We start from the raw sequence: 21,204 nt of genomic DNA, 5'->3' as shown, positions 1-21,204 counted from the left end.
TTTCATTTTCAACCAAAGGAATCCAAACACCAACCCCCTTACAAGAGGCTGATGCCGGAGTAATTTGGCATCGACATGTGGCACACTGTTGAGTTCTCAAGTTTCGGACGCGCACCGCCTCAATCCTCTTCAGGACCTCGCTCGGGGCAACCCTTCTAACTTACTCTCTTCGTTTCTCGCTGTCAAATCGGCTTTCGCGGCCTCATGACATCGATAAACTCGAAGAGTTCGTCGGTGATTCGCTGTGTGGTGCGGGACGCACGGGCTTCCGCCGCTTCCTACGAATCGAGTTGTGTTGCTCGGGCGTTTCCCGCGGGGCCTTGTTCAGTCCTCCGCCGGGCGCTTCCGTCGTTGGCAACAGGTGAAACATTAGAGGGCGGATGGCGCCATCGTCAAATCGCGTGAATCTCGGGCGTGTCGCGACCGTCTCTCCTGGTAGACCAGGGATCAGCGGCCGGCGCTCCCTCACGCCCTAGGACGCGAGGCGCGCAAGTCCCACAGACTTTTTTCCGCGCCTCATCACGATCCATCCCCCCGCGAGGCCGTGTTCCGGGGCCAACGCAAGCTCGGCATCGTCCACCCGCACGTTGTTGACGTACGCGCCGCCCTCCTGGACCGCACGGCGTGCTGCGGACTTCGAGTCCACCACGCCCGACGCGACGAGTGCATCGACAACGGTCGCACCGGGCTCGAGCACCACTCCTCCCAACTCCTGGGCGCATCCCGCCAGGGTCGGCTCGTCGAGCGCAGCCAGCTCTCCGCGACCGAACAGCGCCTGCGAGGCGTCGATCGCCCCCTGGGCGGCCGCCTCCCCGTGCACGAGGCTCGTCACCTCCCAGGCGAGCGCGCGCTGCGCCTCGCGCCGGAACGGCTCCGCGGCCACCGCCGCCTCGAGCGCCTCGATCTCCTCGCGCGTGAGGAACGTGAAGATCTTGAGGAAGCGCACCACGTCGGCGTCGTCGGTGTTGATCCAGAACTGGTAGAAGGCGTACGGGCTCATCATGTCGGGGGCGAGCCACACCGCGCCGCCCTCCGTCTTGCCGAACTTCGTGCCATCGGCCTTGGTGATGAGTGGCGTGGTCATCGCGTGCACTGCGGTGCCCTCCGCCTTGCGAATGAGCTCGACGCCGGAGAGCAGGTTGCCCCACTGGTCGTTGCCGCCGGTCTGCAGGGAGACCCCGTGCCGGCGGTGCAGCTCGAGGTAGTCGTTGCCCTGGAGCACCTGGTAGCTGAACTCCGTGAAGCTGATGCCCTCCTCGCTCGCGAGGCGACGCGCGACGGTGTCCTTCGCGAGCATCGTCCCCAGCCGGAAGTGCTTGCCGACCTCGCGCAGGAAGTCGATCGCGGTCAGGTCACCCGTCCAGTCGAGGTTGTTCACCATGACCGCCGCGTTGTCGCCCTCGAAGTCGAGGAAGCGCGAGATCTGCGCCCGCAACCGCTCGACCCATTCCGCGACGGTGTCCTTGGTGTTGAGCACGCGCTCGCCGGACATGCGGGGGTCGCCGATCATTCCCGTCGCGCCGCCCACGAGTGGGTGGACCTTGTGGCCCGCGCGCTGGAGGTGGCGCAGCAGCACGAGCTGCACCAGGTGGCCGTGGTGCAGGCTCGGTGCGGTGGGGTCGAAGCCGCAGTACAGCGACAGTGGCCCCTGGTCGAGCGCCGCGCGCAGCTGCTCTTCACTGGTGGTCTGCGCGATCAGTCCGCGCCAGGCAAGCTCGTCGAGAATGTGCTCAGTCATGATGCGGACATTGTGCCAGCACGCACGCGGCGGGCCGAGCCAAGCGCGGCGGCCATGACCGCCACCGCGAGGGCGCCGCACGCGAGGGCAAGGACGGGGAAGCCCGCCGCCGACATCGCGAGGCTCCAGCCCACGCCGAGCAGCACGAGCCCGACCGCGGTGCCGACCACGCCTGACGGGTCGGCGAGGCCCGCCACCGCCCCAGCGGCGCCCAGCACCGCCCCCGCCAGCGCCGCCACCGGCCAGGGGCCCCACCGGTCGACAAGTGCACCCGCCACGGGGGACGGCAAGTACATGGCTGCGACGTCCGGGGCGATCACCAGCCCGATGATCGAGACCGCATGGCCGTGATGCGTCATGTGCACGGGCGTCATCGTCATCACCGCCACCATCACCGCCTGCCCCGCGACCATCACCACGATCCCCCAGCCGGCACAACGCCCCCACAGGGGGTCGACAGCGTCCGCGTCCGGCGCGTGCGCGTCGGTGCGGGGGGACGATGCCGCGCTCGCGCGAGCGTGTGTGCGTGCGGCCAGGAGGGGGCCGGGAGTGAGGAAGACCCACAGCACGACCGCGCACGCGGCGTACGCGACCGCCGCGAGCACGAAGGGGCCCCAAGAGCGCCGCCAGCCCCCATCCGGTCGCGAGGGATCCCGTCGCCCCCGCGGTGAGCGGACCGAGCACCGCGCCGGCCGCGGCGGTCGGACAGCCGTGCGATCGCGAGCGAGGCCGCTCACGCGCTGGCCCCTTTGCGCTCGAGTTCGCCCGTCGGCAGGACCCGAGCGTCGAAGCCCGCGTCGGCCAACAGGCGCGCGGCCTCGTGGGGCAAGGTGCACAGGCGACCTCGGCAGTAGAGCACCACCACGGCGTCGGGATCGAGCGTGGCGGCGGCCGACGCGATGCTCACGCCGTCGGGCAGGCGCGCGAACAGGGCCTCGCGGGCATCGGCCCGCACTCGCACGGCCGTGTCGATGACCGCGGTCACCAGCCGTGCGACGTCGGGGGCCGCCAGCGCGTAGCGGATGCTCGTACCCTCTCGCGTCGCGGTCACCAGGCCCGCGCCGCGCAGCACGTGCAGCTGAGCGGAGACGGTGGTGACCGATGCGCGCAGCACGGTGGCAAGGTCGGTCACGGTGTGCGGGCGTTGGGCGAGGCGCTCAAGCACCTCGAGGCGCGCAGGGTGGCCCACCGCCTTAGCGATCTCGGCCGCGATCGCGCGCGGATCGGGCGAGGGGGCGGCGGCGTCGAGGAGGCGGGGGCGGGGGCGGGGGTGGGAGTGGTCAGCGCTGCCATGACGCCACTATTCAATGAATCGCTCGAATAACGAAGTAGTGACGGACGATGCGGCGCTGGGCCGGGTCGCGCCGCACCGAGGACGATCAGTCGGGGATGTCAGCCGCGCCGTCGAGGCGGAAGTCCGCGGCGTCACGCGCCCCGGAGCGCTCGAGGTGGACCGCCTCGCTCTCCTGCCACCGCAGCCATTCCTCGCGCATCGCCTCGCCGTCGCGTGCGATCCCCCGCTCGAGCCGCGTCGCGGCGGGTGCGTCGACGTACAGGACGGCGGCCGCGGCGGCGCGCGCGCGAGCGAAGGCCACCCCGACCCCCTCGGCGATCACGAACGGTCGAGGCGCCACCGGGATGAGGTGCGTGCGTCGCCCCTCGTGCCAGTCCCACATGCGAAACCCGCCGGGTTCGCCGCGCCTGAGCGGACCCAGGACGCCGTCGGTCATCACCGCGGGCAACGCGCCGAGTCCGTCCCAGCCCTCGTACATGTCGTCCGCGTGGAGCACCGGCACGGTGGGCGCGGGCGCGGCAGGGTCGAAGGTGCCCGCCCCGCGCGACGGTTCGCCTCCAAGCGCCACCGCAATGCGATTCGCGAGGGTGGTCTTGCCCGCGCCCGCGGGCCCGTCGATGAGCACCAGCCGAGTGTCGCCCAGCCGCGCGGGGGCGGCACGCACGAACGCGACCATCGCGCTCACACTGGGGCTCGGCATCGGCCCAGGATACGGTGGCATCATGCACCCTTCGAGCGCGAAGATCATGGACATCCTTGAGACGCACGGACTGCACTCGCAGGTGCGCACGCTCACCGATTCGACCCGCACCGCGGCGGAGGCCGCGGCGGCACTCGGCTGCGAGGTGGGGGCGATCGCGTCGAGCCTGGTCTTCCTCGCGGACGGCGAACCCATCCTGGTCCTCACCAGCGGCTCACACCGCGTGGACACCGACCTCCTTGCGCGACAGATCGGCGCCGCCGCGATCACGCGTGCCGATGCGGCGCGGGTGCGCGAGGCGACCGGTCAGCCGATCGGCGGGGTCGCGCCCTTGGGCCATCCCTCCCCCGTGACCACCTACATCGACGTCGAGCTTAAGAAGCACGGCGAGTTGTGGGCTGCGGCAGGCACGCCTCACTCGGTCTTCGAGATCTCGTACGACGACCTTCGCTCTCTCACGGGCGCCACCGAGGTCACGGTCGAGGAGAACTGACGTCACCCACGTTGCCGCAGACCACGCGGCGGGCTCAGAAGCCGAGAGGATCCGCGCCCGCCTCGCGAGCGACCGCACCGATCCCGTCGACAGTGACTCCTGTGGCGTCCTCCCCGAGCTCGGCCGAGGCTGGCGCAGCGGGCAGGTCTTCACGTGGTGCGGTCACCAGATCGCCCGCCGCAATCTCAAGCACGCACAGGGTCGACAAGGTGGCGCAGCGATACGGCGTGGGGCCGCCTTCAACGACGTCGCCATGCTGGGCGTCCTCGCGCAAGGAGAACACGTACGGCCCCTCGGGGAACTCGAGTTCCGCCGGGTCGACAGGCTGGCCGCCTTCGGAGTTGTCGTAGAGATGCTCGAAGCGGACCTCAACCTGTTCGCCGCCGCCCACGGGCGAGACGACAAGCACGATGTCCTCGCTGAAGATCGCGGTATCGCCGGGACCTGCCGCCTCCGACCACACGCCGGTGTCGCGAACAAACGCCTGCTCGATCGTGCCGTGAACCACAACCTCGCTGATATCGAAGAGATCGGAGAGGCTGTCGATCGGCGTGGACTCGCTCCACCCCATCGGCACGGGCACCTGGCTCCATCCCCCGGCAGACGTTGCCGAGCAACCTGACACCGCAATGGTGGCGATCAGGAGCACCGCCACGCGCGGACGCGCACACCACGACCCACCAGACCTGACCCCACCCACAGGGATCACCCCGCGGACGATGCCCACGGGCGGAAGTGGCGCACGCGCGCCCGCGCCGCCTTACCCTGCTCGATCACGCGCACGGGAGCGGTGCCGCCCACCCCGGAGCGCGCCGCGAGCGAGCCCTCGACCGTGAGCACCTCAAGCACACCGGGGGTGAGATCCGGGTGGATGGCGGACATCTCCTCGGAGGTGAGCTCATGGAGCTCCTTGCCGCGCTTCTCGCACAGGCGCACGCAGGCGCCCGCGACCTCGTGGGCCTCGCGGAACGGCGTGCCGTTCTTCACCATCCACTCGGCGATGTCGGTCGCGAGCGAGAATCCGGCCGGGGCGAGCTCGGCGAGCCGCTCGACGCGGAACCGGAGCGTGCGCACCATGCCGGTGAAGGCCGGCAGCACCGTCTCGAGGGTGTCGACCGCGTCGAAGGCCGGCTCGTGGACCTCCTGGATGTCACGGTTGTACGCGAGCGGCAGCCCCTTGAGCGTCGCGAGCACACCGGTCAGGTCACCGATGAGCCGCCCGGCCTTGCCGCGCGCGAGCTCGGCGATGTCGGGGTTCTTCTTCTGAGGCATGATGCTCGAGCCCGTCGAGTACGAGTCGTCGAGAGCGACAAAGCCGAACTCGACGGTCGACCACGCGATGATCTCCTCGGAGATGCGCGACAGGTTGACGCCGATCATCGCGGACACCCACGCAAACTCCGCGACCACGTCGCGCGAGGCGGTCGCGTCGATCGAGTTCTCGGTGGGACCCAGGAATCCCAGCTCGGCCGCGACGGCCGCGGGGTCGAGGCCCAGCGTGTTGCCGGCGAGCGCGCCAGCGCCATAGGGCGAGAACGCGGCGCGCGCGTCCCAGTCGGTGAGGCGCTCGACGTCGCGCAGCAGCGGCCATGCGTGAGCCATCAGCGCGTGGCCCAGCGTGACGGGCTGCGCGTGCTGGAAGTGCGTGCGCCCCGGCATCGGAGCGTCGAGGTGAGCGTCCGCCTGCCCCAGCAGCGCGTCGACCAGGTCGAGCACCTGCGAGGCGATCAGGCGCGCGTGGCGGCGCAGGTACATGCGCGGGAGCGTCGCGATCTGGTCGTTACGTGAGCGGCCGGCCCGCAGCTTGCCGCCCAGCTCGGGGCCTAGCCGGTCCACGAGCACGCGCTCGAGAGCGCCGTGCACGTCCTCGTCCGCCTCGGAGGGCAGCAGCGTGCCCGCCGCGACGTCCTCGCGCATGCGACCGAGCTCGGCGACCATCGTCGCGGTCTCGGCCGCGGTCAGCAGGCCCGCCCGCTCGAGGGCGTGCGCGTGCGCGATCGACCCAGCCAGGTCATCGTCCGCATAGCGCCAATCGAAGTGCGTGGACTTCGACAGCCGCGCGAGCGCCGCGTCCGGGCCGCCCTCGAAGCGTGCCCCCCACAGCGCGCCCTCATTGGTCCCCTGCTCGCCAGCCATGGTGTTCTCCCTTGTAGACAGCGCTCGGGCCGCGCATCGCGCGGCCCGAGCGGATACCAAAACGACCCTACGCCAGGCGAGCCTCGCGCGCCGCCGCCTGCTTCGCGGCGAGGCCGTAGATCTCGATGAAGCCGCGTGCGGCGGACTGGTCGAACGTGTCGCCCTCGTCGTAGGTCGCGAGGTTGAAGTCGTACAGACCCGTGTCGGAGCGGCGGCCCGTGACAACGGCCTTGCCGCCGTGGAGGACGATGCGGATGTCGCCGTTCACGTGACGCTGGGTGTCCTCGATGAAGGCGTCGAGCGAGCCCTTGAGCGGCGCGTTCCACATGCCGTCGTAGACCAGCTCGGTCCACTCGTGGCTCACGCGGCGCTTGTAGCGCGCGAGCTCGCGCTCGAGGGTGACGTTCTCGAGCTCCTTGTGGGCCTCGATCAGCGCGATCGCGCCGGGTGCCTCGTAGATCTCGCGGCTCTTGATGCCCACCAGGCGGTCCTCGACGATGTCGATACGGCCGATTCCCTGTGCCCCGGCGCGGCGGTTCATCTCCTCGATCGCCTGCAGCGGGGTGACGGACTGGCCGTCGATCGCGACGGGAATGCCGCGCTCGAACGTGATGACCACCTCGTCGGGCACCGGCGGGAAGGCGGGGTCGTCGGTGTAGTCGTAGATGTCCTTGGTGGGCGCGTTCCAGATGTCCTCGAGGAAGCCCGTCTCGACCGCGCGCCCCCACACGTTCTGGTCGATCGAGAACGGGTTCTTCTTGGTGGTCGCGATCGGCAGCTGGTTGCGCTCGGCGTAGTCGATCGCCTTGTCGCGCGTGAGGGCCAGGTCGCGCACCGGGGCGATGCACTTGAGGTCGGGGGCCATCGACACGATGCCCACCTCGAAGCGCACCTGGTCGTTGCCCTTGCCGGTGCAGCCATGCGCCATGGTCGACGCGCCGAACTGACGGGCCGCCTTGACGATGTGCTTGACGATCACGGGCCGCGACAGCGCCGAGACCAGCGGGTACTTGTCGTGGTAGAGCGCATTCGCCTTGAGGGCGGGCATGCAGTACTCCTCCGCGAACTCGTCGCGGGCGTCGGCCACGTAGGCCTCGACCGCGCCGCAGTCGAGGGCGCGCTGGCGAATCACCTCGAGGTCCTCGCCGCCCTGGCCCACGTCGACCGCGACGGCGATGACCTCGGCGCCGGTCGCCTCCGCGATCCAGCCGATGGCGACGGAGGTGTCGAGGCCTCCCGAGTAGGCCAGCACGATGCGCTCTGACATGTTCGTTCTCTTTCTGACGTGGGTGAGGGGATCTAGTGGTGAAGACCGCTCGCGCGGTCCAGAAACTTCGTGGCGAGGCGCTCTCCGCCAAGGGGGTCGGCCGCGATCACCAGGATGGTGTCGTCGCCCGCGACGGTGCCCAACAGGTCGGGATCGTCGTGCGAGTCGATCGCCATCGCGAGGAACTGCGCGGCACCCTCGGGCGTGCGCAGGACCGTGAGGTTCGCGCTGCCCGCCGCCGAGTGCAGAAGCTCGGCACACAGCCGGTTGAGGCGCGCGCCGGTGTCCTCGATCGACTCGAGCAGCGCCTGCGTCGCGTACGTGAGCTTGCCGTCGACCCCGCGCACCTTGATGGCGCCGATCTCGACAAGGTCGCGCGACAGTGTGGCCTGGGTGGCGTGCAGGCCCTCGCGCTCCAGCAGCGCCGCGAGCTGGTTCTGCGACTCGACGGACTCCGTCTCGATGAGGTGGCGCACCAGGGCCTGGCGCGCCGCCTTCGTGTGAGGGACGGAGTGCGCGCTCATCGCGAGGCCAGCCACGTGAGCAGCGCCTTCTGTGCATGGAGCCGGTATTCGGCCTCGAGCCACACGATCGACCGGGGACCGTCGAGCACGTCCGCCGTGATCTCCTTGCCGCGATACGCGGGCAGGCAATGCAGCACCTGGGCGCCGGGGTTCGCGAGCTCGAGCGTGCGCGCGTTGACCTGATAGCCGGAGAACACGCCCGCGCGCGCCTCGTACTGGTCCTCGTCGCCCATCGACACCCACGTGTCCGTCGCGATGATGTCCGAGCCGGCCACGGCATCGTCGTGATCCGTGGTGACCGTCACCGAGCCGCCATGCTCCGCGGCGAGGCGCTTGGCGTCGAGCACGATCGACTCGTCGGGCATGTAGTCGGCCGGCGCCCCCACCCGCACGTGCATCCCGGCGAGCGCGCCGCCCAGGAGGTACGAGTGGGCCATGTTGTTCGCGCCGTCGCCCACGTAGGTGAGCGTGAGGCCAGCAAGCGCGTCGACGCCCCCGCGGGCGTCGGCGACCGCCGCGAGGTCGGCAAGGATCTGGCACGGGTGGAACGAGTCCGTGAGGGCGTTGACCACGGGCACCGAGGAGTGCGCGGCCATCTCCTCGATCAGCTCCTGACCGAAGGTGCGCCACACGATCGCGCTCACCATGCGCTCGAGCACGCGTGCCGTGTCCGCGACGGACTCTCCGCGGCCCAGCTGCGACGAGGCGGAGTCAATGACGAGCGGGTAGCCGCCCAGCTCGGCGATCCCGGTCGAGAAGGAGACCCGCGTGCGCGTCGAGGGCTTGTCGAAGATCACCGCGACCGCGCGCGGTCCCGCAAAGGGCTGCTCGAGATGGCGGTCCTTGCGGAACGCGAGCGCGAGCTCGAGGATCTCGCGCTGCTCCGCCGCCGTGATGTCGTCGTCGCGCAGGAAGTGACGCGTGGGCGTGGTGGTCATGAGGCCTCCAGGACGATGCGGGAGCCGGGTCCGGCCATCCATGCCAGGAAGGTGTCGGCCTCGGCGACGGAGAGCGTGAGGGCGGGCACGAGCCGGATGGTGTCGGGAGACGGCGGGTTGATGATGAAGCCAGCGTCGACGGCGGCCTTCGCGAGGGCCGCGCTCGCGGGGGCGGCCAGGCCGATGCCCAGCATGAGCCCCTCGCCCCGCACCTCGACCACTCCTGACACCTCGGCGAGGGCGGTGCGCAGATGCTCGCCCACGGCCTTCGCGTTGCCCAGCAGGTCCTCCGCCTCGATCGCGTCGAGGGTCGCGTTCGCGGCCGCCGCGGCGAGCGGGTTGCCGCCGAACGTGGTGCCGTGATCGCCCTTGGTGAGCAGCGACCCTGCGCGCTCGCCGAAGGCGACGACGGCGCCGATCGGGAAGCCGCCTCCCAGTCCCTTCGCGAGCGTCATGACATCGGGGCGGATCCCGTAGAGCTGGTGGGCGAACCACGCGCCCGTGCGGGCCACACCCGTCTGGACCTCGTCCAGGATCAGCAGCGCGTCCCGCTGCAGCGTGACCTCGCGGGCCGCGGCCAGGAACGCGTGCGACAGGGGGCGCACGCCCGACTCGCCCTGGATGGGCTCGAGGATCACTCCCGCCAGGTCATCCCCGGCTGCCACCGCTGCGGCCCGCAACGCGTCCTCGTCGTCGCGAGGCACGAAGACCACGCGCTCGAGCAACGGTGCGAACGGCGCACGGATCGCCTCCTTGGACGTCATCGACAACGCGCCCATCGAGCGGCCGTGAAAGCCACCCTCGAGGGCGATCACGGTCGACTTGCCGGTGCGACGCGTCATCTTGAAGGCGGCCTCGTTGGCCTCCGTGCCGCTGTTGCACAGGAACACGCGCGAACCGGAGGGCGCGTGCGAGAGCTCGAGGAGTCGCTCGGCGAGACGGATCTGCGGCTCGGTCGCGAAGAAGTTCGAGGCGTGCGCAAGCGTCGCGGCCTGCTGGGCGATCGCGGCCACCCAGGCGGGGTGCGCGTGGCCAAGAGCGTTGACGGCGATGCCGCCCAGCAGGTCGAGGTAGCGGTTGCCGTCCGCGTCCCATACCCAGCTGCCCTCGCCGCGCACGAGCACGCGCATCGGCTCCCCGTACGTGCCCATCAGCGCGTGCGAGTAGCGCTGCAGGTCGACCCGGCCGCGCTCGAGGCCCGCCTCGCCGTGCGCCCCAGGCGTCGCGTCGCCGCTCATACCCAGATCTCCTTGTCCTGGACCACCATGGTTCCCGAGCCTGCGGACGTGAAGATCTCCGCGAGAATCGAGTGCGGCTCGCGACCGTCGATCACGTGCGCCTGCGGCACGCCGCCACGCACCGCCCGCAGGCACGCCTCCATCTTGGGCTTCATGCCCGACTCGAGGGTCGGCAGCAGCTGATCGAGCTGAGCCGCGCTCAACTGGCTGATGAGCGAGCCGCGGTCGGGCCAGTTGGCGTAGAGGCCCTCGACGTCGGTGAGCACAATCAACTTGCGCGCGCGCAGCGCGATCGCGATCGCCGCCGCGGCGGTATCCGCGTTGACGTTGAGCACCGTGGTCGGGTCGTCGACGTCGGGAGCCACGGTGCTCACGACGGGGATGCGACCCGCCTCGATGATGTCCTTGACGGCGCCGGGGTTGACCTTGACGACGTCGCCGACGAGGCCCACGTCGACGGGGTCGCCGTCGACCATCGCGTGGCGACGCTTGGCCTGCAGCATGCCGGCGTCCTCGCCCGACAGCCCGACCGCGTACGGACCGTGATCGTTGATGAGACCCACGAGTTCGCGCGAGACCTGGCCCGTGAGGACCATGCGGACCACGTCCATCGCCTCGGGGGTCGTGACGCGCAGGCCGCCGCGGAACTCCGACTCGATGCCGAGCTTGCCCAGCATGTCCGAGATCTGCGGGCCGCCGCCGTGCACCACGACCGGGTAGAGGCCCAGGAGGCGCAGGTGGACGATGTCCTGCGCGAACGCGCGCTTGAGCGTCCCGTCGATCATGGCGTTGCCGCCGTACTTGATGACGATGGTCGCGCCGCGGAACTGCTCGATCCACGGCATCGCGTCGATGAGGACGCTGACCTTCTGCTGCGGGGACAGGTCCGCCGGGTGGATCTCGACGGCCGAGGTGTCGGTGGTGGGGTTCGTGTCGCTCATGAGGAGTACGCGCTGTTCTCGTGGACGTAGTCGTGGGTGAGGTCGTTGGTCCACACGGTCGCCTGCGCGTCCCCCGCGTGGAGGTCGAGCGTGATGAGCACCTCGCGCCCGGACAGGTCGACCAGTTCGCGGGGCTCGCCGACTCCCGACGCGCGGCACACCTGGACGCCGTTGACCGTCACGTCGAGCGTCGTGGGGTCGAACGGCGCGACGTCCTCGGGCACCGTCCCCGCGGCGGAGATGATGCGGCCCCAGTTGGGGTCGTTGCCAAAGATGGCGGCCTTGAAGAGGTTCGAGCGCGTGATGGCCCGCGCGACGGCCTCGGCGGCGGCCTCCGTGGTGGCCCCCGCGACGGTCACGGCGATGTCGTGGCTCGCGCCCTCGGCGTCCGCGACCAGCCCCCGTGCGAGCGTCGCGCACACGTCGGTGAGGGCATCCTCGAACTCCCCTGGCGCGGGGACGATGCCGGTGGCTCCCGAGGCGAGGAGCAGCACCGTGTCGTTGGTGGACATGCAGCCGTCGGAGTCGACGCGATCGAACGTGGAACGCGTGGCGGCGGCCAATGCCGCGCGGGCGCGCGCGGGATCGACGCTCGCGTCCGTGGTGATGACGCACAGCATCGTGGCCAACCCCGGCGCGAGCATGCCCGCACCCTTGGCCATGCCGCCCACGGTCCAGCCCGATCGCGTGGCGACGGCGGTCTTGGGGACGGTGTCCGTGGTCATGATGGCGAGCGCAGCCTGGTCGCCGTGGGCGCCCAAACCAGCCACGGCATCGTCCACTCCCGACAGCAGCCTGTCCATCGGAAGGCGCACGCCGATCAGTCCCGTCGAACACACCGCGACGTCGCCGGAGGAGACGTCGCGCCCCGCAGCCACGAGGGAGTCGGCCACGCGTTCGGCGGTGTGGTGCGTATCGGCAAAGCCCTCGGGCCCCGTCGCGGCATTCGCGCCACCGGAGTTGAGGACCACCGCGTCCACGCGGCCGTCCGCGACCACCTGGCGCGACCAGACCACGGGCGCGGCGACCACGCGATTGCTCGTGAAGACGCCCACGCCGGTGTACTCGGGGCCCTCGTTGACCACGAGCGCGACGTCGAGCGCGCCGGTCGACTTGAGCCCCGCGGCGACGCCCGCCGCCACGAATCCTTGCGCTGCCGTGACGCTCATGGGGCGAGTCCAATCGTGGTGAGGCCGGTGGTCTCCGGCAGGCCGAGTGCGAGGTTCATGGATTGCAGCGCGGCACCCGCGGTGCCCTTGACGAGGTTGTCGATCGCGCACACGATCACGACTCGGCCGGCGCGGCCGTCGACCGCCACCTGCATGAGCGCGGTGTTGGCGCCCAGCGTCGCTGCGGTCGTGGGCCACTGCCCCTCGGGCAGGACGTGCACGAAGGGCTCGTCGGCGTAGGCGGCCTCCCATGCGGGCCGGACGGCCTCGACGTTGACGCCGGCCGCGAGCGGCGCGGTCACCGTCGCGAGGATGCCACGCGCCATGGGGACGAGCGTCGGGGTGAAGCTGATGCGCACGCCCTGGGCACCCGCGGACTCGAGGTTCTGCACGATCTCGGGGATGTGACGGTGGGAGCCGCCGACGGCGTAGGGAACCGCGGCGCCGAGCGCCTCCGAGGCGAGCAGGTGAGGGGCGAGCTTCTTGCCCGCACCCGAATAGCCGTTGGCGAGCACCGCGACGATGTCGGTGGGATCGACGACCCCAGCGGCGACCCCGGGCTGAAGCGCGAGCGTCACCGCCGTGACATTGCAGCCTGGCACCGCGACGCGGCGGGCACCCGCGAGCGCGTCGCGCTGGTGACCCGCGGCGGTGATGAGCTCGGGCATGCCGTACGGCCACGTGCCCGCGTGCTCGCCGCCGTAGTAGGACGACCACGCCTGCGCGCTCGCGAGCCGGTGGTCGGCACCGCAGTCGAGCACGAGCGTGTCGGGCGGAAGTTGCGCCGCGATGTCTCCCGAGGCGCCATGGGGCAGGGCCAGCACCACGACATCGTGCCCCGCGAGGTTCTCCGCGGTGGTGTCGACGAGCACGCGGTCGGCCAGCGTGCGCAGGTGGGGCTGGTGGACTCCCAGCAGGTCTCCCGCGCTGGAGTGCGCCGTGAGCGCGCCGAATTCGACGTCGGGGTGCGCGGAGAACACGCGCAACACCTCACCACCCACATACCCGGAGGCGCCGGAGACCGCGACACTGATGCTCATATGCATAACCATACATGAGCTTGCATGGAGCATCGTCGCACCACGTACGATGCACCCTGTGAGAGCGATCGAGGTGGCGCGGACGGGCGGACCCGAGGTGCTCGAGATGGTCGAACGAGACCGCCCCGTGGCGCGTCCGGGACACGTCGTGGTGCGCGTCGAGACCGCCGGCGTCAACTTCATCGACACGTACGAGCGGTCCGGCGCATATTCGCTCGCGCTGCCCTTCGTTCCAGGCAAGGAGGGTGCGGGCGAGATCGTCGAGGTCGGCGAGGGCGTCGACGGCTTTGTCGAGGGCGAGGGAGTCGCTTGGGCCTTCACTCCCGGTTCGTATGCCGAGTACGTCGAGGTGCCGGTGACCGACCTCTACGCGGTTCCCGAGGACGTCGAACTCGACATGGCGGCCGCCGCGATGCTCCAGGGACTCACTGCGCACTTCCTGGTGACCTCCGCCTACACCGTCATGCCGGGCGACACCGTGCTGGTCCATGCGGCCGCGGGCGGAGTCGGGTTGCTGCTCACGCAGCTGGCCGTCGCCCGGGGCGCGACCGTCATCGGGACGGTCGGCTCGGAGGACAAGGCGCGCATCGCGCTCCAGGCCGGCCTCAGCCACGTCCTGCGCTACGACCTCATGGACGATCTCGCCCACGACCTGCCCGCCGCGGTCCGTTCCCTCGCGCCCGACGGCGTCGACGCGGCGTATGACGGCGTGGGGCGCACCACGTTCGACGGCTCGCTCGCCTCGGTGCGCAGGCGCGGCAGCCTCGTGCTGTTCGGGGCGGCGTCGGGGCCCGTGCCCCCGGTCGACCCGCAGCGTCTCAACGTGGCCGGCTCGATCACGCTCAGCCGACCCTCGCTGCGCGACTTCATCGCCACTGCGGAGGAGCGCGAATGGCGCTCGAGCGACATCTTCCACGGGATCCTGCTCGGCGACCTCAGCGTGAGGATCGATCGCGGCTACTCGCTCGACGAGGCCGCCGACGCGCATCGTGCACTCGAGGGCCGGCGCACGAGCGGGAAGCTGCTGCTGCATCCCTGACACGCGGCCGTGTCCTGGTCGACACGCGTTCGTGACATCGACCCGGCACAATATTGCGCATGCAGACCCTGAGGCTCCGTGTGATGCGACCGACCGATCTTGAGGCGGTCGCGGCCCTCAACGCGGGCGCCTCCCCCGCCGTCAATCTCCTCGATGCCGCGGAGCTCGCCGACCTCTACGAGATGTGCGACGTGGCGCTGGTCGCGACCAACCACGACCGCGAGCTCATCGCCTTCCTGCTCAGCCTGGGGATGGGCCAGCCGTACGGCTCGGAGAACTACCGCTGGTTCGAGGACCGCGGCGTGCGTCATCAGTACATCGACAGGATCGTGGTCGCCCCGAGCGCCAAGGGATCGGGCGTGGGTCGGGCCCTCTACGAGTCGGTGTTCGAGCGTGCCCGCGAGCGCGGCGCGAACGAGGTCACCACCGAGGTCCAGCTCGACCCGCCCAACCCGGGCTCCGTGACCTTCCACGAGCACCTGGGATTCCAGCGCGTCGCGGAGCAGCACACCCGCGGCGGCACCGTCCACGTGGCCCTGCTCGCGCGATCCGTGTACTGAGGAGCGTGCGCGGACTGCCCGCGCCGCGTCTCCGCGCGCGCTACGGCGAGGAGGGAGCGGCGGTGGCGGCGGCATCGGCCACCGGCGTGCGCTGGTCGACGTGGCGTCGTAGCGCATACGCGAGCACCCGCTCCTCGGCCGCATAGCGGCGCGCCGTGAGCCTCACGAGCTCGCGCACCTCGGTCGAGTCGAGGTGATCGCCCGCGCCGCCCAGGAGCGAGCGGACGAATCCCACGACGTCCGCGCCGGGGCGAATCGTGGCATGGGCCATGAACCCGATCGACTCCCACGTGCCCGGACCGAGACCGCGCACCGCGAGCAACAGGTTTGCCACGGAGGCCTCGCGCTCGCGCACCGCGTCCTGGAAGTCCTTGGCGGTGCGAATGCCGGTGCCCACCAGCAGCCGGGCGGCCTCGTGGATGACGTCGGCGCGCCGGCGCGGGACGCCGAGCACGGTCGAGTCTCCCCAGCGCTCCCCGATGACGGCACGCAGGTCCACCGGCTCGATCGCGACCAGATCCGCGAGATCGTCGAGCATGCTTCCCGCGCGGCGCCTCATGACGGTGTCCGCGATGTCGGCGACCGCGGCGGCCGGCAGCTGAGCCGCGAAGACGCCAGTGATGAGGGCGAGTTCGCTCTGAGACGGGAAACCCCACGGGGCGGCATCTCTCCAGCCGTCCGGCAGGATCCCGGTGAGCGCCGCCCTCAGCTCCGGCACCAGGTTCTCCACCACATGCTCAACCTACTCCCGCCGAGTGGCGGCGGCTACCACTCGCAGCGGAGCATCGTCATAGGCTCGGGACATGCGCATCCTCGTCATCGGCGGCACCGGCCTCATCTCCTCCGCGCTCGTCGCGCACGCGGCTCGCGACGGCCACGACGTCACCGTGGTGACGCGAGGCCACTCGACCCTGGCCCCGCTTCCGTCTGGCGTGCATTCCCTGCGCGCCGACGCGACCGACGCCCCCGCCCTGCGCACGGCGCTGCACGGCCTGCGTCTGCGCCGCGAGCGCTTCGATGCCGTCGTGCAGTTCATCGCGTTCACGCCGGAGCACGTCGCGGCGGACGTGGAGACCTTCGCCTCCCTGACGGACCAGTACGTGTTGGTCGCCACCTCGGCCTCGTACGCGACGTTCGACCGCTTCTACCCGCTCACCGAAGACACCCCTCAGGAGAACCTCTTCTGGGAGTACGCACGACTCAAGGCGCAGTGCGAGCGGGTGTTGCGCGACCGCGCGGACGCCGCGGGCCTGGGTTGGACCGTGGTACGCCCGGCGCACACGTACGGCGCCTCGAAGATTCCTGGCTACACCGGCAACTCGTCGCACCCGTGGACCCTCGTCGCACGCATGCGCCGCGGCGCGGACATCGTCATCCCAGGGGACGGCACGTCGCTGTGGACGCTCACGCACGCACGGGACGTGGCCTCGGGGATGCTGGGGCTCCTCGGCAACCCGGCCGCTCTCGGCGAGGCGGTGCACATCACGTCCGACGAGGCCCTGACGTGGATGGGCATCCACGCGCACATCGCACGTGCCGCGGGGCTCACCGCGGAGCAGTTCGCAGCCCAATGCGTGCACGTGCCCTCGGAGGCGCTGATCGCGGCACGCCCGCGCGAAGAGGGCTCGATCCGCGGCGACAAGATGCACGCCGCGGTGTACGACACCTCGAAGCTCCGCCGCCTGGTCCCCGGCTGGACGCCGACGACCTCCTTCGCGGAGGGGATCGCCGAGTCGATCGCGTGGTTCGAGGCGGACCCCGCCCGCCAGCAGATCAACCAGGACGCCGATGCGATGCTCGACGCGATCGCGGCGATCTATCGCGACGCGCTGGACCGCGTGCGCGCCGAGGTCACGCCGGGCCTCGAGCAGTCCGCGGCGCGATAGCCATGCCTCCGGCACCCGGACGAGACCCCGAGGTCGCGTTTCCGCTCGCGATCGCGGCGGTCGTGTTGGGGGTCGTGGGACTCACCGTGCCATTGCTCGCATGGGTTGCGCTGGGGCTCAGCGTGATCGCCTACCTCCTCAACATGCCTCACGCGCCCACGCGCACACTGGCGATCGTGGGCGCGGTGCTGGGTCTCGTGGGCGTCTCGCAGTCGCTCATCGGCTGAGGCGGACCGGGCCCTAGGTAGCGGGCCGGGCGTGGCGTGCGGGCGTAGTGTCGAGACGGACGAAGGGAGCACCCATGCACGCGATCGCCGCGTTCGCCGGCCTGCCGATCGAGAGCCACGACGCGCTCGTCGATGTCGAGTTGCCGATGCCCGACCACGGGCCGCGCGACCTGCTCATCCGGGTCGAGGCGGTGTCCGTCAACCCCGTCGACGTCAAGGTGCGCGTCAACCGCTCCACCCCGGACCGCGCGCGCGTGCTGGGCTACGACGGCGCCGGGGTGGTCGAGGCCGTCGGCGCCGAGGTCGAGGGCTTCGCCCCCGGTGACGAGGTGTGGTGGGCGGGCGACCTCAAGCGCGCGGGATCGAACGCCGAGTTCCAGGCGGTCGACCACCGCATCGTCGCCCACAAGCCCACGACGTGGACGTTCGCGCAGGCGGCCGCGCTGCCCCTCACCGCGCTGACCGCGCTTGAGACCTTCGGCGACCACCTGCGGCTCGACGCGACCAGCACGGGAACCCTGCTGATGGTGGGCGGCGCGGGCGGCGTCGGTTCCATCGCGATCCAGCTCGCGAAGGCGACCACGGACGTGCGAGTGCTGGCGACGGCGTCGCGCGAGGCCTCCTCCACCTGGGTGCGGGAGATGGGGGCCGATGCCGTGGTGGACCACCGCGACCTGGTCGCCGGGGTGCTGGCGGAGGCCCCCGAGGGGGTCGAATACGTGTTCTCGGCCTACACACCGGGCAACATCGCGTCGTACGCGAAGATTGGCACCCCCTTCGGCCACGTCGTGGTGATCGACGACGGCGCCGAGGACATCGCGCCGCTCAAGTCGAAGTCGATGTCGCTGCACTGGGAGTTCATGTTCACCCGGGCGTTCCACCAGGCGAAGGACATGCACCGCCAGGGCGAGATGCTCGCGCAGGTCGCACACCTCGCCGACCGCGGCGAGATCCGCTCCACCGCGACCGAGTTTCTCGACGGATTCACGGCGGCCTCGCTGCGCGAGGCCCACCGTCGTGTCGAGTCGACCTCCGTGATCGGCAAGGTGGTGGTCCACCGCTAGCAACCTCGGCGTCGCGCGTCTGGCCGTCAGTGCGAGAGGATGCCGCGGTAGATCGCGAGGTCTTCGTCCGAGAACACGCAGAACACCACGGACTCCACGTCGGGCGCGGTCGCGAGCGCTCGTCGCACCGCATGCACCGCGATCGCCGCCGCCTGGTCCTGCGGGTAGCCGAAGATCCCCGTGGAGATGGACGGGAAGGCGACCGAACGGCACCCGTGCTCCTGCGCGAGCACCACCGCCGCGGTGTAGCAGCCCGCGAGGGCCTCGGCCTCGCCCTGGTCTCCCCCGTGCCAGACGGGCCCCACCGCATGAATCACGTGGCGCGCGGGAAGGCGGTGTCCGCCGGTGATGCGCGCCTGCCCAGTGGGGCAGCCACGCAGCGCGGCACACTCCTCGAGCAGTCCCGGACCCGCGGCACGGTGAATCGCGCCGTCGACGCCGCCGCCTCCGAGGAGCGACGAGTTCGCCGCGTTGACGATCGCGTCGACCGCGACCCTGGTGATGTCCGCCCGTCGCACCGAGAGCACCGCCGTCATCGCCGTCTCCTCTCCCTGTCCTCACCCTAGGGCGACACCGGGAACATCGGCCGCTCGCCGAGGGTTGGGTCGACATGACCTGGACGAGCGACAGCATTCCCGACCTCACCGGCCGCGTCGCCGTGGTCACCGGAGCCAACGGCGGGCTGGGCCTGGCGTGCACTACCGCGCTCGCACGGAGGGGCGCCCACGTGGTGATGGCGGCGCGCTCCCCCTCCAAGACGGCCGATGCCACGGCCGCGGTCCTCTCGCAGGTGCCGGGCGCCTCGCTCGAGAGCGTCCCGCTCGATCTCGCCTCTCAAGAGGCGGCGCGCGCGGCGGGCGACCTCATTGCCGGCCGGCACTCGCGCATCGACATCGTCATCGCCAACGCGGGCGTCATGGCACTGCCCCAGGGCCGCACCCCCGATGGCTTCGAGACCCAGCTCGCGGTCAACCACCTCGGCCACTGGACCCTGCTCGCGCGGCTCATGCCGGGCATCGTCGCCGCGCCCGCGGCACGCATCGTCACCACCACGTCGATCGCGCGACTTGTCGGCGCTCCCGTCGACCCCGCCGACCCCCACCTCGACGAGGGCTACGAGGACTGGGCCGCATACGGACGCTCGAAGCTCGCGGCCCTCCATCTCGCGATCGGGCTCGACCGCGCACTGCGGGCCGCGGGCCTGCCCGCACGTGCCCTCGCGGCGCATCCCGGAATCTCCCACACTGACCTTCAGAAGCGCACCGTGCGCGAGGGCGGCGGTGGGACCCAGGGACCGTTCTGGGAGCGCTATGCCGAGCGCAGGGGCATGAGCCCCGAGCGCGGCGCGCTGTCGCAGTTGCGCGCCGCGACGGACCCACGCGCGCGCGGCGGCTCGCTCTACGGCCCCCGGTGGGCGCTTGCCGGGGATCCCGTCCGCCGGTTGCTCGTGCGCGAGCGCGGCCGGTCTCTCGACCGTGCGATCGCGCGCCTGTGGAGCGTCTCGGAGTCGCTGACCGGGGAGACGCTCGACCCCTCGCCACAGCACCAACGGGCATAATCTCGGGCAAAGGGGATTGTCTGGCGGTCCTTGTCGGTTGTCGCACGTGTGGGATGCGCCGCTCCCGCCGCCTTCCCCGGCGCACGGGGTCGAGGAGGACAGCATGACGCGGGACCAGTTGACGTTCGACAATCCCAAGGAGCGCTACGCGGACCTGCGCGGCGAGGCCCAGGAGCAGCCATTCCCCGGCCTCGACAGGGATCTCACGCCGAGCGCGGACCACGGGGAGCTCTCGTATCGCGGCACGGGGCGCCTCGAGGGGCGCAAGGCGCTCGTGACGGGCGCGGACTCGGGAATCGGCGCCGCCGTGGCGATCGCCTTCGCGCGCGAGGGCGCCGACGTCGCGCTGTCGTATCTGCCCGAGGAGCAGGTGGACGCCCAACGGATCGCTCGCCTCATCGAGGATGCGGGCCGCCACGCGGTGCTGTTGCCCGGCGACATCCGCGATCACGAGTTCTGCACGTCGCTGGTCTCGGACGCCGTGCAGCAGCTGGACGGCCTCGACATCCTGGTCAACAATGCGGGACACCAGGTCTACGAGACCGACTTCGAGAACCTTGAGCCCGAGCAACTCGAGCGCACCCTCACGACCAACATCTCCGCGATGTTCTGGATCACGCAGGCGGCGCTTCCGCACCTCCCGGCGGGCTCGGCCATCATCAACACGACCTCGGTCCAGGCGTACAAGCCGTCTCCGATCCTGGTCGACTACGCCTCGACCAAGGCCGCGATCAACGCGTACACCAAGGCGCTCGCGCAGCAACTCGCCTCGCGCGGGATCCGCGTCAACGCGGTGGCCCCCGGCCCCATCTGGACGCCGCTGCAGGTCACCGAGGGGCAGCCGCCCGAGAAGCTCGACGGCTTCGGTGAGAACACCGCGCTGGGCCGCATGGGACAACCGGTCGAGTGTGCCCCTGCCTACGTGTTCCTCGCCTCGCCCGAGTCGAGCTACGTGGTGGGCGAGACCATCAACGTCAACGGCGGGCTGCCCACGCCCTAGCCTCGCTCGCACCGCTACGCGCAACGTCGTATGGCTCACGCGCACTGGGCGAGAGAGACTGCAGCCGGCGGGGCCGTTCCCCCGCCGGCTGGGGACGCCATGGACGCCACGCACCTGCGGGGGGCAGCCGCCGCGACCATTGTCGGCGTGCTCCTGGCCGGCTGCGGCGGCGCGGCCTCGCCCGCCTCCCCCACCCCCACCGCACTCGCGACGGGTGCGGGAGGATCCGCGAGCCCCGCGCCCGCACCCTCGGACACCGCGACGGGTGAAGTTGACCCCGTTTCCCGGACAGGTAGTTGGTTGGTCATGCGGCCAGCGCGAGCTGGTGGCGTTCGTACTCTAGCGGGCTGAGGTAGCCCAGGGCGCTGTGGCGTCGGCGGGCGTTGTACCAG

23 protein-coding genes are annotated in these 21,204 nt (G+C 70.9%); 8 read left to right on the top strand and 15 right to left on the bottom strand.

What is annotated here, in order from left to right:
• Window positions 1-472: 472 nt before the first annotated feature.
• From tyrS to ABEA62_RS12305, 4 genes are all read right to left on the bottom strand, one after another.
• The gene (gene tyrS / locus ABEA62_RS12320) at window positions 473-1,738 is read right to left on the bottom strand and encodes a tyrosine--tRNA ligase (protein WP_345380362.1); all 1,266 of its coding nucleotides are present in this window, start codon (window positions 1,736-1,738) and stop codon (window positions 473-475) included.
• Entirely contained in the window at window positions 1,735-2,343 is a 609-nt protein-coding gene (locus tag ABEA62_RS12315) for an MFS transporter (protein ID WP_286216232.1), read from the bottom strand. Before ABEA62_RS12315 ends, tyrS begins: the two co-directional genes overlap by 4 nt.
• 128 nt (window positions 2,344-2,471) lie before the next feature.
• A complete protein-coding gene (locus ABEA62_RS12310) occupies window positions 2,472-2,939 on the bottom strand; it encodes an ArsR/SmtB family transcription factor (RefSeq protein WP_286216679.1) in 468 nt (155 codons plus the stop codon).
• Window positions 2,940-3,117: 178 nt separating this feature from the next.
• Complete coding sequence (locus tag ABEA62_RS12305) at window positions 3,118-3,732, bottom strand: uridine kinase family protein (RefSeq protein WP_286216233.1); 615 nt, start codon at window positions 3,730-3,732, stop codon at window positions 3,118-3,120.
• Window positions 3,733-3,754: 22 nt separating this feature from the next.
• On the opposite strand from ABEA62_RS12305, the gene ABEA62_RS12300 reads away from it, so the two are divergent.
• A complete protein-coding gene (locus ABEA62_RS12300; RefSeq protein ID WP_286216234.1) occupies window positions 3,755-4,225 on the top strand; it encodes a YbaK/EbsC family protein in 471 nt (156 codons plus the stop codon).
• A gap of 34 nt (window positions 4,226-4,259) precedes the next feature.
• On the opposite strand, the gene ABEA62_RS12295 is transcribed toward ABEA62_RS12300, so the two are convergent.
• The 9 genes from ABEA62_RS12295 to argC all read right to left on the bottom strand — a co-directional run bounded on the left by ABEA62_RS12295 (window position 4,260) and on the right by argC (window position 13,484).
• On the bottom strand, window positions 4,260-4,880 hold the full coding sequence (locus ABEA62_RS12295) for a hypothetical protein (protein ID WP_286216235.1): 621 nt from the start codon (window positions 4,878-4,880) through the stop codon (window positions 4,260-4,262).
• Window positions 4,881-4,930: 50 nt separating this feature from the next.
• Window positions 4,931-6,361: an argininosuccinate lyase gene (gene argH, locus ABEA62_RS12290; RefSeq protein WP_286216236.1), complete on the bottom strand. Its 1,431-nt coding sequence runs from the start codon at window positions 6,359-6,361 to the stop codon at window positions 4,931-4,933.
• Window positions 6,362-6,428: 67 nt separating this feature from the next.
• Window positions 6,429-7,628, bottom strand: a complete 1,200-nt coding sequence (locus ABEA62_RS12285; RefSeq protein WP_286216237.1) for an argininosuccinate synthase — start codon at window positions 7,626-7,628, stop codon at window positions 6,429-6,431.
• Between the two features lie 32 nt (window positions 7,629-7,660).
• Window positions 7,661-8,152, bottom strand: a complete 492-nt coding sequence (gene argR / locus ABEA62_RS12280; protein ID WP_286216681.1) for an arginine repressor — start codon at window positions 8,150-8,152, stop codon at window positions 7,661-7,663.
• Window positions 8,149-9,090 (bottom strand): ornithine carbamoyltransferase, encoded by a 942-nt coding sequence (gene argF, locus ABEA62_RS12275; protein ID WP_286216238.1) that lies wholly within the window; start codon window positions 9,088-9,090, stop codon window positions 8,149-8,151. Before argF ends, argR begins: the two co-directional genes overlap by 4 nt.
• Window positions 9,087-10,328, bottom strand: coding sequence for an acetylornithine transaminase (locus ABEA62_RS12270; RefSeq protein WP_286216240.1), 1,242 nt, complete (start codon window positions 10,326-10,328; stop codon window positions 9,087-9,089). Before ABEA62_RS12270 ends, argF begins: the two co-directional genes overlap by 4 nt.
• Window positions 10,325-11,269 carry an acetylglutamate kinase gene (argB, locus tag ABEA62_RS12265; RefSeq protein WP_286216241.1) on the bottom strand — a complete coding sequence of 315 codons (945 nt, stop codon included), beginning with the start codon at window positions 11,267-11,269 and terminating at the stop codon, window positions 10,325-10,327. The genes ABEA62_RS12270 and argB overlap by 4 nt, the downstream gene beginning before the upstream one ends.
• Complete coding sequence (argJ, locus tag ABEA62_RS12260; protein ID WP_286216242.1) at window positions 11,266-12,438, bottom strand: bifunctional glutamate N-acetyltransferase/amino-acid acetyltransferase ArgJ; 1,173 nt, start codon at window positions 12,436-12,438, stop codon at window positions 11,266-11,268. The genes argB and argJ overlap by 4 nt, the downstream gene beginning before the upstream one ends.
• On the bottom strand, window positions 12,435-13,484 hold the full coding sequence (gene argC / locus ABEA62_RS12255; RefSeq protein WP_286216244.1) for an N-acetyl-gamma-glutamyl-phosphate reductase: 1,050 nt from the start codon (window positions 13,482-13,484) through the stop codon (window positions 12,435-12,437). The genes argJ and argC overlap by 4 nt, the downstream gene beginning before the upstream one ends.
• Before the next feature lie 52 nt (window positions 13,485-13,536).
• Here argC and ABEA62_RS12250 point away from each other — a divergent pair, with 52 nt between their 5' ends.
• Together ABEA62_RS12250 and ABEA62_RS12245 are read left to right on the top strand one after the other, a co-directional pair.
• Complete coding sequence (locus ABEA62_RS12250) at window positions 13,537-14,517, top strand: quinone oxidoreductase family protein (protein ID WP_286216245.1); 981 nt, start codon at window positions 13,537-13,539, stop codon at window positions 14,515-14,517.
• Window positions 14,518-14,576: 59 nt separating this feature from the next.
• Window positions 14,577-15,077, top strand: coding sequence for a GNAT family N-acetyltransferase (locus ABEA62_RS12245; protein ID WP_286216246.1), 501 nt, complete (start codon window positions 14,577-14,579; stop codon window positions 15,075-15,077).
• A gap of 40 nt (window positions 15,078-15,117) precedes the next feature.
• Here ABEA62_RS12245 and ABEA62_RS12240 read toward each other — a convergent pair whose 3' ends face one another.
• A complete protein-coding gene (locus ABEA62_RS12240; RefSeq protein ID WP_286216248.1) occupies window positions 15,118-15,810 on the bottom strand; it encodes a hypothetical protein in 693 nt (230 codons plus the stop codon).
• A 70-nt stretch (window positions 15,811-15,880) separates the two neighbouring features.
• On the opposite strand from ABEA62_RS12240, the gene ABEA62_RS12235 reads away from it, so the two are divergent.
• From ABEA62_RS12235 to ABEA62_RS12225, 3 genes are all read left to right on the top strand, one after another.
• Window positions 15,881-16,963: an NAD-dependent epimerase/dehydratase family protein gene (locus ABEA62_RS12235; RefSeq protein ID WP_286216249.1), complete on the top strand. Its 1,083-nt coding sequence runs from the start codon at window positions 15,881-15,883 to the stop codon at window positions 16,961-16,963.
• Between the two features lie 2 nt (window positions 16,964-16,965).
• The gene (locus tag ABEA62_RS12230; RefSeq protein ID WP_286216250.1) at window positions 16,966-17,190 is read left to right on the top strand and encodes a hypothetical protein; all 225 of its coding nucleotides are present in this window, start codon (window positions 16,966-16,968) and stop codon (window positions 17,188-17,190) included.
• 74 nt (window positions 17,191-17,264) lie between these two features.
• Window positions 17,265-18,254, top strand: coding sequence for a zinc-binding alcohol dehydrogenase family protein (locus tag ABEA62_RS12225; RefSeq protein WP_286216251.1), 990 nt, complete (start codon window positions 17,265-17,267; stop codon window positions 18,252-18,254).
• Window positions 18,255-18,280: 26 nt separating this feature from the next.
• On the opposite strand, the gene ABEA62_RS12220 is transcribed toward ABEA62_RS12225, so the two are convergent.
• Window positions 18,281-18,790 (bottom strand): O-acetyl-ADP-ribose deacetylase, encoded by a 510-nt coding sequence (locus ABEA62_RS12220; protein ID WP_286216252.1) that lies wholly within the window; start codon window positions 18,788-18,790, stop codon window positions 18,281-18,283.
• A 74-nt stretch (window positions 18,791-18,864) separates the two neighbouring features.
• Here ABEA62_RS12220 and ABEA62_RS12215 point away from each other — a divergent pair, with 74 nt between their 5' ends.
• Together ABEA62_RS12215 and ABEA62_RS12210 are read left to right on the top strand one after the other, a co-directional pair.
• Entirely contained in the window at window positions 18,865-19,812 is a 948-nt protein-coding gene (locus tag ABEA62_RS12215) for an SDR family NAD(P)-dependent oxidoreductase (protein ID WP_345380350.1), read from the top strand.
• Window positions 19,813-19,915: 103 nt separating this feature from the next.
• Window positions 19,916-20,812, top strand: a complete 897-nt coding sequence (locus tag ABEA62_RS12210) for an SDR family oxidoreductase (protein ID WP_286216254.1) — start codon at window positions 19,916-19,918, stop codon at window positions 20,810-20,812.
• Window positions 20,813-21,204 lie beyond the last annotated feature (392 nt).

This window comes from Demequina sediminis, assembly GCF_039545075.1.
Taxonomy (GTDB): domain Bacteria; phylum Actinomycetota; class Actinomycetes; order Actinomycetales; family Demequinaceae; genus Demequina; species Demequina sediminis.
This window is presented reverse-complemented; position numbering and strand designations above follow the sequence as displayed.

Excerpts from the sequence above, each read along its gene's own strand:
- tyrS (WP_345380362.1), bottom strand. The coding sequence starts at position 1,738 with ATGACTGAGCACATTCTCGACGAGCTTGCCTGGCGCGGACTGATCGCG.
- ABEA62_RS12305 (WP_286216233.1), bottom strand. The coding sequence starts at position 3,732 with ATGCCGAGCCCCAGTGTGAGCGCGATGGTCGCGTTCGTGCGTGCCGCC.
- ABEA62_RS12300 (WP_286216234.1), top strand. The coding sequence starts at position 3,755 with ATGCACCCTTCGAGCGCGAAGATCATGGACATCCTTGAGACGCACGGA.
- argH (WP_286216236.1), bottom strand. The coding sequence starts at position 6,361 with ATGGCTGGCGAGCAGGGGACCAATGAGGGCGCGCTGTGGGGGGCACGC.
- ABEA62_RS12285 (WP_286216237.1), bottom strand. The coding sequence starts at position 7,628 with ATGTCAGAGCGCATCGTGCTGGCCTACTCGGGAGGCCTCGACACCTCC.
- argR (WP_286216681.1), bottom strand. The coding sequence starts at position 8,152 with ATGAGCGCGCACTCCGTCCCTCACACGAAGGCGGCGCGCCAGGCCCTG.
- argF (WP_286216238.1), bottom strand. The coding sequence starts at position 9,090 with ATGACCACCACGCCCACGCGTCACTTCCTGCGCGACGACGACATCACG.
- ABEA62_RS12270 (WP_286216240.1), bottom strand. The coding sequence starts at position 10,328 with ATGAGCGGCGACGCGACGCCTGGGGCGCACGGCGAGGCGGGCCTCGAG.
- argB (WP_286216241.1), bottom strand. The coding sequence starts at position 11,269 with ATGAGCGACACGAACCCCACCACCGACACCTCGGCCGTCGAGATCCAC.
- argJ (WP_286216242.1), bottom strand. The coding sequence starts at position 12,438 with ATGAGCGTCACGGCAGCGCAAGGATTCGTGGCGGCGGGCGTCGCCGCG.
- argC (WP_286216244.1), bottom strand. The coding sequence starts at position 13,484 with ATGCATATGAGCATCAGTGTCGCGGTCTCCGGCGCCTCCGGGTATGTG.
- ABEA62_RS12245 (WP_286216246.1), top strand. The coding sequence starts at position 14,577 with ATGCAGACCCTGAGGCTCCGTGTGATGCGACCGACCGATCTTGAGGCG.
- ABEA62_RS12235 (WP_286216249.1), top strand. The coding sequence starts at position 15,881 with ATGCGCATCCTCGTCATCGGCGGCACCGGCCTCATCTCCTCCGCGCTC.
- ABEA62_RS12230 (WP_286216250.1), top strand. The coding sequence starts at position 16,966 with ATGCCTCCGGCACCCGGACGAGACCCCGAGGTCGCGTTTCCGCTCGCG.
- ABEA62_RS12225 (WP_286216251.1), top strand. The coding sequence starts at position 17,265 with ATGCACGCGATCGCCGCGTTCGCCGGCCTGCCGATCGAGAGCCACGAC.
- ABEA62_RS12220 (WP_286216252.1), bottom strand. The coding sequence starts at position 18,790 with ATGACGGCGGTGCTCTCGGTGCGACGGGCGGACATCACCAGGGTCGCG.
- ABEA62_RS12215 (WP_345380350.1), top strand. The coding sequence starts at position 18,865 with ATGACCTGGACGAGCGACAGCATTCCCGACCTCACCGGCCGCGTCGCC.
- ABEA62_RS12210 (WP_286216254.1), top strand. The coding sequence starts at position 19,916 with ATGACGCGGGACCAGTTGACGTTCGACAATCCCAAGGAGCGCTACGCG.